The organism is Leucobacter massiliensis, from assembly GCF_002982315.1.
Lineage (GTDB): Bacteria > Actinomycetota > Actinomycetes > Actinomycetales > Microbacteriaceae > Leucobacter > Leucobacter massiliensis.
This window is the reverse complement of record NZ_MWZD01000020.1, coordinates 40859-49369: the sequence shown is the minus strand read 5'-3', so window position 1 is coordinate 49369 and position 8511 is coordinate 40859. Positions and strand designations below refer to the sequence as shown.

Sequence of the window (8511 nt, the reverse complement as noted above, 5' to 3'; positions counted from 1 at the left end):
AGATGGGTATAAGAGACAGGGGGTCGTCTGGGGAGGTGGGTCGGTGCGCCGCGGGCGGCCGGATCGGCTCGCCGCCCGGCGCGGGTGATGCGGGTGGTGCGGGTGGCGCGGGTGCGCCGGGCGGGCTCAGAGCTCGATGAGGCCGGGGCCCCCGCCGCCGTCCAGCAGCGAGAGGTCTCCGGGGTCGCTGGTGGCGGTGAGGACGCGGATGCCGTCGTCGGCGAGGGCGCGCAGGCGCTCGGCGAGGATGGCCCGCTCCCCCGGTTCGCGCAGCGCGTCGAGGTCGTCGACCGCCAGCAGTGACGGGTCCTCCACGAGCGCGAGCGCGACGCGCAGCAGCAGCTCCTCGGCGGGCGAGAGTTCGCCCACGAGCGTGCGGCGCTGGGGGTGTGCGTACTCGCCGAAGGCCTGTGCGAGCAGTTCGGAGGTGAGCGCGTCGCTCATGCGCGGGGTGCGGCGGTACCAGGGCAGGGCCCAGGCGAGCCGCTCGCGCAGTGCCGCGCCCACGGAGACGTCGGGGTCGAGGGCGTCGATCTGGGCGAAGCCGGCGATACCACTGCGACGGCGGATCGCGGCCGGGCGGTCCTCTCCGAGGACGGTGACGCGTCCTGCGCTCAGGCGCATGCGGCCGGTCGCGGCGAGCAGCAGCGAGGTGCGGCCGCTGCCGCGCGGGCCGAGCACGGCGGTGACGGGCCGGCGGCTCACGGAGGTGAGGGGACCGAACACGGTGCCGCGTGGGCCCCGGATCGTTGCGTCGCGCAGCGCGAGGACCTCGGACGCGTCCGTCGGCGTGATCGTCGCTGCGCCGCCCGGGCTGTGCCGGATCGGCAGGGGTGCCGGGGTCTCCGCCGCTGCGGCGTGACCGGGTGCGCTGATGCTCACGTGTTCCTCGCGATTCTCGAAGCAATCCTGAACTGACTAGTCAGTCTAAAAGGCGATTCCGGGCGCGTCAAGCCACCCGGCACCGGGGGGCGGGAATACCGGAGCGCATCGCGCGTTAACTTATATGCAAGCGCATATACTTGACGCAGCACACGGCGCCGGGCAGGGGATCCGGCGCCCCAGGAACGGAGCACAGCATGGAATTCGGGATCTTCTCGGTCAGCGACGTCACCCGCGACCCGGTCAGCGGGGACACGCCGAGCGAGGCGGAGCGCATCCAGGGACTCGCACGCATCGCCGTGCACGCCGAAGAGGTCGGCCTCGACGTCTTCGCCATCGGCGAGCACCACAATCCGCCGTTCTTCTCGTCGAGCCCCACCACCTTCCTCGCCTACATCGCCGCGCAGACGAAGACGCTGAAGCTCTCCACGAGCACCACGCTCATCACCACGAACGACCCGGTGCGCATCGCCGAGGAGTACGCGATGCTGCAGCATCTCGCCGGCGGCCGCATGGACCTCATGCTCGGGCGGGGCAACACGGCGCCCGTGTACCCCTGGTTCGGCAAGGACATCCGCAGCGCGCTCCCCCTCGCGCTCGAGAACTACAACCTCCTGCACCGGCTGTGGCGAGAGGACGTCGTCGACTTCGAGGGCAACTTCCGCACCCCGCTGCAGGGCTTCACCAGCACGCCCCGCCCGCTCGACGACGTGCCGCCCTTCGTGTGGCACGGCTCGATCCGCACACCCGAGATCGCCGAGCAGGCCGCCTACTACGGAGACGGCTTCTTCGCGAACCACCTCTTCGCCCCCTCCGAGCACTTCCTGCGGCTCGTGCGCTTCTACCGCGAGCGCTTCGAGCACTACGGTCACGGCAGCGCCCAGCAGGCGATCGTCGGCCTCGGCGGGCAGGCGTTCATCGCGAAGAAGTCGCAGGACGCCGTCTCGCAGTTCCGCCCCTACTTCGACGAAGCGCCCGTCTACGGGCACGGGCCCCGCCTCGAGGACTTCACCGCGCAGACCCCGCTCACCGTGGGCAGCCCGCAGGAGGTCATCGACAAGACGCTCGGCTTCCGCGAGGTGTTCGGCGACTACCAGCGTCAGATGTTCCTCATCGACCATGCGGGGCTGCCGCTGAAGACCGTGCTCGAGCAGCTCGATCTGCTCGGCGAGGAGGTCGTGCCGGTGCTGCGCCGCGAGCTCGCGAAGAACCGCGACCCGGAGGTCCCGGAAAGCCCCTCGCACGCCTCGCTCGTCCGTGCCAAGTACGGCGAGGAGGCACCCAGGCAGCCGCGCCCCCGCGCCAACCGCGGTGATAACGTGACGGGCGGCTCGCCCTATCTCGACACCGCACCGAAGGCCGGAGCGGCCTTCGGCCTGAGCTGATCCCGAACCCGGAGGGACGCACCATGAGCACCCGCCGCAGCGACATCAAGCTCGCCAACGAGGCCTGGGAGTCGGTGATGACCGCGCACTCGGCGCTGATGGGGATCTTTGCCGCCGAGGAGATGTGGGACGAGGTGAGCATGCGCGAGTACGACGTGCTCTACACGCTCTCCAAGCACGACGAGCCGGTGCGGATCTGCACCGTGCAGGAGGGCGTGCTGCTCAGCCAGCCGGCGCTCTCGCGCATGCTCGACCGGCTCACCGCGCGCGGGCTCGTGCAGCGCGAGGCCGACCCCGAGGACGGCCGCGCCGTCCGCGTCTCCCTGAGCCCGGAGGGCGCGCGCGTGCAGCGCGAGGTGGGCCGGGCGCACGCCCGCAGCGTCGAGCGCGAACTCGGCGCGGCCCTCACCCCGGAGGAGATGCGCGAGCTCATGCGCCTCTGCCAGAAGCTCACCCGCTGAGCCCGCCCCTCCGCCCACTCCGTCCGCACTCACCGCAGAAAGCACGCAGCATGCACCAGAACCCCGATCCGGCGCCCCGCACGCTCGCCGTCATCAGCGCCGGCACCAGCGACCCCTCCACGACCACCATGCTCGCCACCCGCCTCGCCGACCGCGCCGCGGCCCTCGCCGCAGAGCAGGGGCTCGCGCTGCAGCTGCGCATCATCGATCTGCGAGCGCTCGCCGCCGACGTGATGACCGCGCTCGTCTCGCAGCACGTCTCCCCCGAGCTGCAGCGCGCGAGCGACATCGTGCGCGACGCCGATGCGCTCGTCGTCTCGACCCCCGTCTACAAGGCCGGGCCGAGCGGCCTGTTCACCGCCTTCTTCCAGGTCCTCGACAACGATCTGCTGATCGGCACGCCCGTCGCGCTGGCAGCGACCGCGGGCAGCGCCCGTCACGCGCTCGTCGTCGACGAGCAGCTGCGCGGGCTCTTCGCCTACCTGCGCACGATCACGGTCCCGACCGCGCTTTTCGCCGCCCCCGAGGACTGGAACAGCGGCGACTTCGGCCGCCGCATCGACCGCGCCGCCACGGAGCTCGTGGCGCTCGTCACGGGCGGGTTCCGCTCCGCGGTGCGCGGCGGCTCCTGGGACAGCTACCAGCACTCCTTCGGCAGCGCGGGCGGCACGGAGCTCGGCATCGACCTCGACTCCGACCTCATGCGCCTCGCCACCGGCGGCCGCTGAGCCGTGCAGGGGGCGCGCCGCCCGCGCGCGAATCCGCACATTCCCGCTGAGTCCGCATGAAATGGCGGCGCAGAAGTGCGCGGGCTCGGCGGAAATGGGCGCGCTCGGCGGGCGGATCCCCGGGCGGGCCCGGACGGACGGCGCTACGCGGCGTCGCCGGTGCCGATGACGGCCGCCTCGGCGACGGCGGTCTCGTGCGGCGTGCCGACACGGCGCAGCACCCCGCCGACGCAGGCGAGCACCGCGATGGAGACGAGCAGGGACGCGGCGCCCAGCCAGTAGGGCGCGGCGGGGCCGATCGCCGCGGCGATCGGGCCGGCCACGGCGGGTGCGATCGCGCCGCCGACGAAGCGCACGCCAGAGTAGGTCGAGGAGGCGACGTTGCGCGGCAGATCCGTCGCCTCCATCACCGCCTCGGTGAGGGCCGTGTTCATGATCCCGAGCAGCAGGCCGCTGACCACCACGACCGCCACGAGCACCGGCAGCGAGCCGACGAAGAGGGCGAGCAGCGCGAGGCACGCCGTCAGCGCGCCGAGCATCGTGAACAGCACCGGGCGCAGCCCGAAGCGGCGGGTGAGCACCGGCGCCACGAGCACCGAGGTGATCGCGAGCGCGAGGCCCCAGCCGAAGAACACCAGCCCGAGCTCGTGCGCGCCGAACTCGGCGATGCCCGCCGCCTGCGCCGCCGCCGCCATCGGGTACGGGCTGTAGGCGAGCAGCACGAAAAAGCCGAAGTTGTAGAACACGGCGACCGTGGCGAGCGCCAGCAGCGCCGGATTGCGCAGCGCACGGAAGCTCGCGAGGAACGACGGCCGCGCGGCGCGGGCGGCGGCGCGCTCGGCGGCCGTCCGCCGGGGCGCGCGCAGCAGGGCCAGGATCGCCACGAGCGTGATCGCCATGAGCGCCGCCGTGCCGAAGAAGGGGCCGCGCCACGACAGCGAGCCGAGGGCGCCGCCCACGAGCGGCCCCACCGCCATGCCGACGCCGAGCGCCGCCTCATAGAGCACGATCGCCTGCCGCGCGCCCCCGGAGGCGGCGCCGACGATCGCGGCGAGCGCCGTCGAGATGAAGAGCGCGTTGCCGAGCCCCCATCCGGCACGGAAGCCGATGATCTCGTCGACGGTGCCCGATGCTCCGGCGAGCGCCGCGAAGGCGACGATCACCACGAGGCCGCCGACAAGGGTCCACTTCACGCCGATCAGCCCCGACACCCAGCTCGTGAAGAACATGGCGACGCCGGTGATGAAGAGGTAGCTGGTGAACAGCAGCATGGTCTCGCTGGGGCTCGCGCCGAGCTCCTCGCTGATGGCCGGGAGGATCGGGTCGACGAGGCCGATCCCCATGAAGGAGATGGCGCAGGCGAAGGCGATCGCCCACACGGCGGTGGGCTGGCGCAGGATCGACGCCCTGCGGGGCGCGGAGGCTGCGGCGCGGTCGCCGGCGGCCGGCGCCGGGGCGTTCGGGGAAGGGGCTGAAGCGGGAATGATGACTCCTGGGCGGCTGGGGCGGCGGTCGGGGGGATCGGATCCGCGCCGCGGGGGCGCGGGTCGTCGCCGCTCAGCCGGAGGGGTCGTCGACGCCGTCGACGAGCTGCTGCATGAGTTCGACCGCGCGGGCCAGCGTCGCCCGGTCGAAATCGGAGAGCCGCGCCAGCTGCGGGCTGATGCGGGCGGCGGCGGCGGCACGGAAGCGTCCGAGCGCGGCTCGTCCGGCATCGGTGACGCTGACGAGCGTGGCCCTCCCGTCCGCGGGGTCGGGGGACCGCGTGAGCCACCCCTCCCCTTCGAGGCGCTGCACGAGCCCCGTCATCGACGGCTGGGCGATGCGATGCTGCTGGGCGAGCTCGCTCACCCGCGCCGGACCGCCCCCGTCGAGCTCGGCGATCACCCGCCACGCGATGAGCGAGTAGCCGTTGCCTGGCGCCCGCCCGGCGAGCCGCGAGAACGCTCCGCTCACGCGCGTGAGATTCAACGCGAGCGCATCGACCTGCGATGTCATCTCCGTACGTTCTTGGCTCACGGTGGTCTACTGTAGCAGCATTTGCATCGTTCTGCTATGCAAATGACCGCGCCCTCGCCGCCGCGGCGCCGCTCAGGCGGCGTCGGCGGGATCGGTGTCGTAGGTGACCCAGTGGGTGCGGTAGGCGACCTTGTTGTAGAGCGCCTGGGCCTGGTGGTTGTCGGCGGCGGTGATCCAGCTCACGGAGGCGCCGGGCCGCGCGGCGGCGATCTCGACGAGCCCCGCGATGAGGGCGCGGCCCACCCCGCGACCGCGCACTTCGGGGTCGGTGAAGAGGTCGTCGAGCCACAGGCCCTCGTCGCCGGTGGAGGGGCGCGGCATCCAGCGGTGGTTGGCGAGACCGACGACCCGGCCCGCATGCTCCGCGACGAGCGCCTCGCAGACGTGCGCGGGATCCATCAGCCAGCCCCACACGGTCGAGACGACCGCTTCGTCGGCGGCGAGCTTGTAGAACTCGCGGTAGCCGCGGTAGAGCTCGCGCCAGCGCGCTTCGTCGGCTGCGGTGATGGGGCGGACGGTGACATCGGTGCTGTGGCTCATGACGGGGGGCTGCTTTCGCTCGGGGATCGGATCACCGCCGCCGGCGGGTGCCGTCGGCGTTCACCACTCACGCTACGAGTCATACCGGCCCCGCCCCTAGACCAGAAATGCTCGATGGCACAGGACCGCTAAGCTGTGAGCGTGCGGCACCCCTTCCCGATGGATCTCTCGATCACGGCTTCCCGCCCTCCGGGGCGCAGCGCCCGGGAGCACCTCAGGGAGCAGCTGCGCGACGCCCTGCTCGCCGGACAGCTCTCCGCCGGCGACCCCCTCCCCGCCACCCGGGTGCTCGCGGCCGCCGCCGGCGTCTCGCGCGGCACGGTGGTCGCCGTCTACGAGGACCTCATCGGCGAGGGCTATGCGGTCGCGGTGCCCGGCTCCGGCACCTACGTGAGCGAGGGCCTCGCCTCCCCCGGCGAGACAGAGGCCGGTGACGGTCGCCGGGCGAGCGCCCGCGATCCGGCCCGGCCCGCGTCCGATGCGGCCGGAGGTGGTGCGAGCGGGAGGATCGGGGCGCCGAACGCCGGCGCCGAGACCATCGACCTCGTCCCCGGAGCCCCCGCGGCCGGCCTCCGCGAGAACCGGGACTGGGCCGCGGCGTGGCGGCGGGCGCTGCGCCAGGCACCGCCCGGAGACGCACCTCCCGCGGCGGGCGAGGCGGAGTTGCGGGAACTGCTCGCCCAGCACGTGCGCAGCAGCCGTGGCGTGCGGTGCGAGGCCGCCGACATCGTGGTCACGGCGGGCACGAGCGACGGGATCGGCTTGCTGCTGCACGGTCTGCGCGGTGTCGGCGGGCGGACGCGCGACCCGGACCGGGGCGCCCGGGACGCGAACGGCGAGCCGGCGATCCGCATCGCCACCGAGGATCCCGGTTACCCCAGTGCGCGGGAGGTGATCGTGGCCTGCGGAGGCGAGGCGGTGCCGGTCGCCGTGCGCGACGGCGGCATGGACCCGGGTGCGCTGCGCCGCACGCGCGGCCCGCTCGCGGCGGCGCTGCTCACCCCCAGTCACCAGTACCCGCTGGGCGGCCGGCTGCCCGTCTCCGCGCGGCTCGATCTGCTCGCCTGGGCGCGGGACGCCGACGCGCTCATCTTCGAGGACGACTACGACAGCGAGTTCCGTCACGGCGCGCCGCCGCTGCCCGCGATCGCCTCCCTCGACCGCGAAGAGCGCGTGGTGCTGATCGGCAGCACCTCCAAGACGCTCACGCCCTGGCTGCGCTGCGGGTACCTGGTGATCGCCGACGCCGCCCTGCGCGAGCGGGTGGTCCGGGCGCGCGAGGCGCTGGGCCAGCCGGTCTCGGGGTACGTGCAGGCGGCGCTCGCGGAGTTCCTGCGCAGCGGCGGCATGCGGCGGCATCTCGCTCGCATGGGGCGCGTCTACGCGCACCGGCGCCGGCTCGTGATCGAGGCGGCCGCCCGACTGGGCCCGCGGTTCCGGCTGGGCGCCATCGAGGGCGGGCTGCACGCCGCGATCACCTGGGAGGGCGCTCCCGACCCGGAACACTCGGTGGCACGGCTCGCCGAACGCGGCGTCGCGCTCACCTCGCTTCGGGAGTACTCGCACCCCGGGAGCGCGGAGCGGCTCCCGAACGGCCTCGTCTTCGGCTACGCCGCCCCGAGCGATCTGCAGCTGAGCCGCGCCCTCGGCGAGATCGTCGCAACGCTGAGCGGTGCCTGATCGAGAGGCAGGGCCGAGCCTCCGGGGATCCGCCGGTCCGCCGCCGACTGCCGCTCCGGTAGCATGAGGGCACCATGACCGAAGCGAAGAACCGCGGGGTGCGGTCGCAGACGCTGGAGCGCGGGCTCGACGCGCTGCAGACGCTCGCCGACGGGAAGAAGCGCACCAGCCAGGAGCTCGCCGACGCGCTCGGCCTGCACCGCTCGGTGGTCTACCGGATCCTGCGGACCCTCGAGGACTACACCTTCGTGACCCGAGCCTCGGACGGCCGCTACACCCTCGGGACGGGGATCGCGGCGCTCGCGGAGGCCAGCGTGAGCAACGCGGAGCTGCGGATCGAGGACGTGCTCGATGAGCTCGCGAACGCGAGTTCGGCGACGTCCGTGTTCTGCGTGCCGCAGAAGGACCACGCCGTGGTGCTCGCCTCGGTGCGCCCCTCCCAGCGCTCTGCCGCGGTGGCGATCCGGCGCAGCACGCGCTTTCCGCTCACGGACGGCGCACCGGGCCTCGCGATCCTCGCCCGCGGCCCGCGTCTGGAGTACGAGGCCGACGAGGTGACCCTGGCGCGCACCACCGGGGTCGTGCACACGAAGGACCGGCCCTTCCCCGGTTTCGAGGCGGTCGCCAGCCCCGTGCGCCTGGCGGACGGGCAGTCCGCGAGTCTCGCCGTGGTCTTCGCCCGCGGTGCGCACACCCTCTCGGAGGTGCAGCCGGCGCTCCGCCGCGCCGCGCAGCGGATCGAGCACCCCGGCGACGTCTGGGCCGTCTGAGCGTTCCTCCCCGAGCGCCCGCGGGCGAGCCGCGTCGCGCGCCCGC

The 8511-nt window shown here is 73.4% G+C and carries 9 protein-coding genes; 5 read left to right on the top strand and 4 right to left on the bottom strand.

All coding sequences use genetic code 11. The annotated features are described in order from the left end of the window. Nucleotides 1-126: 126 nt before the first annotated feature. The gene (locus B4915_RS12230; protein ID WP_105806098.1) at nt 127-882 is read right to left on the bottom strand and encodes an ATP-binding cassette domain-containing protein; all 756 of its coding nucleotides are present in this window, start codon (nt 880-882) and stop codon (nt 127-129) included. Between the two features lie 197 nt (nt 883-1079). On the opposite strand from B4915_RS12230, the gene B4915_RS12225 reads away from it, so the two are divergent. From B4915_RS12225 to B4915_RS12215, 3 genes are read left to right on the top strand one after another with little or no spacing between them, the layout of a single operon-like run. Further along, nucleotides 1080-2267 (top strand): LLM class flavin-dependent oxidoreductase, encoded by a 1188-nt coding sequence (locus B4915_RS12225; RefSeq protein WP_105806097.1) that lies wholly within the window; start codon nt 1080-1082, stop codon nt 2265-2267. A gap of 23 nt (nt 2268-2290) precedes the next feature. Beyond that, on the top strand, nt 2291-2728 hold the full coding sequence (locus B4915_RS12220) for a MarR family winged helix-turn-helix transcriptional regulator (protein ID WP_105806096.1): 438 nt from the start codon (nt 2291-2293) through the stop codon (nt 2726-2728). Nucleotides 2729-2778: 50 nt separating this feature from the next. Beyond that, nucleotides 2779-3456: a CE1759 family FMN reductase gene (locus B4915_RS12215; protein ID WP_105806095.1), complete on the top strand. Its 678-nt coding sequence runs from the start codon at nt 2779-2781 to the stop codon at nt 3454-3456. A gap of 143 nt (nt 3457-3599) precedes the next feature. Here B4915_RS12215 and B4915_RS12210 read toward each other — a convergent pair whose 3' ends face one another. The 3 genes from B4915_RS12210 to B4915_RS12200 all read right to left on the bottom strand — a co-directional run bounded on the left by B4915_RS12210 (nt 3600) and on the right by B4915_RS12200 (nt 6015). Next, nucleotides 3600-4835, bottom strand: a complete 1236-nt coding sequence (locus B4915_RS12210) for an MFS transporter (protein WP_105806094.1) — start codon at nt 4833-4835, stop codon at nt 3600-3602. 178 nt (nt 4836-5013) lie between these two features. After that, the gene (locus B4915_RS12205; RefSeq protein WP_245907490.1) at nt 5014-5475 is read right to left on the bottom strand and encodes a MarR family winged helix-turn-helix transcriptional regulator; all 462 of its coding nucleotides are present in this window, start codon (nt 5473-5475) and stop codon (nt 5014-5016) included. Nucleotides 5476-5547: 72 nt separating this feature from the next. Further along, nucleotides 5548-6015, bottom strand: a complete 468-nt coding sequence (locus B4915_RS12200) for a GNAT family N-acetyltransferase (RefSeq protein WP_105806092.1) — start codon at nt 6013-6015, stop codon at nt 5548-5550. Between the two features lie 141 nt (nt 6016-6156). Here B4915_RS12200 and pdxR point away from each other — a divergent pair, with 141 nt between their 5' ends. Continuing rightward, complete coding sequence (gene pdxR, locus B4915_RS12195) at nt 6157-7695, top strand: MocR-like pyridoxine biosynthesis transcription factor PdxR (protein WP_146120104.1); 1539 nt, start codon at nt 6157-6159, stop codon at nt 7693-7695. Nucleotides 7696-7769: 74 nt separating this feature from the next. Continuing rightward, nucleotides 7770-8465, top strand: a complete 696-nt coding sequence (locus B4915_RS12190) for an IclR family transcriptional regulator (RefSeq protein ID WP_105806090.1) — start codon at nt 7770-7772, stop codon at nt 8463-8465. Nucleotides 8466-8511: the final 46 nt, after the last annotated feature.

Bases quoted from the DNA above. Each gene is read 5' to 3' on its own strand.
- B4915_RS12225 (WP_105806097.1), top strand. From the start codon at position 1,080: ATGGAATTCGGGATCTTCTCGGTCAGCGACGTCACCCGCGACCCGGTC.
- B4915_RS12220 (WP_105806096.1), top strand. From the start codon at position 2,291: ATGAGCACCCGCCGCAGCGACATCAAGCTCGCCAACGAGGCCTGGGAG.
- B4915_RS12215 (WP_105806095.1), top strand. From the start codon at position 2,779: ATGCACCAGAACCCCGATCCGGCGCCCCGCACGCTCGCCGTCATCAGC.
- B4915_RS12200 (WP_105806092.1), bottom strand. From the start codon at position 6,015: ATGAGCCACAGCACCGATGTCACCGTCCGCCCCATCACCGCAGCCGAC.
- B4915_RS12190 (WP_105806090.1), top strand. From the start codon at position 7,770: ATGACCGAAGCGAAGAACCGCGGGGTGCGGTCGCAGACGCTGGAGCGC.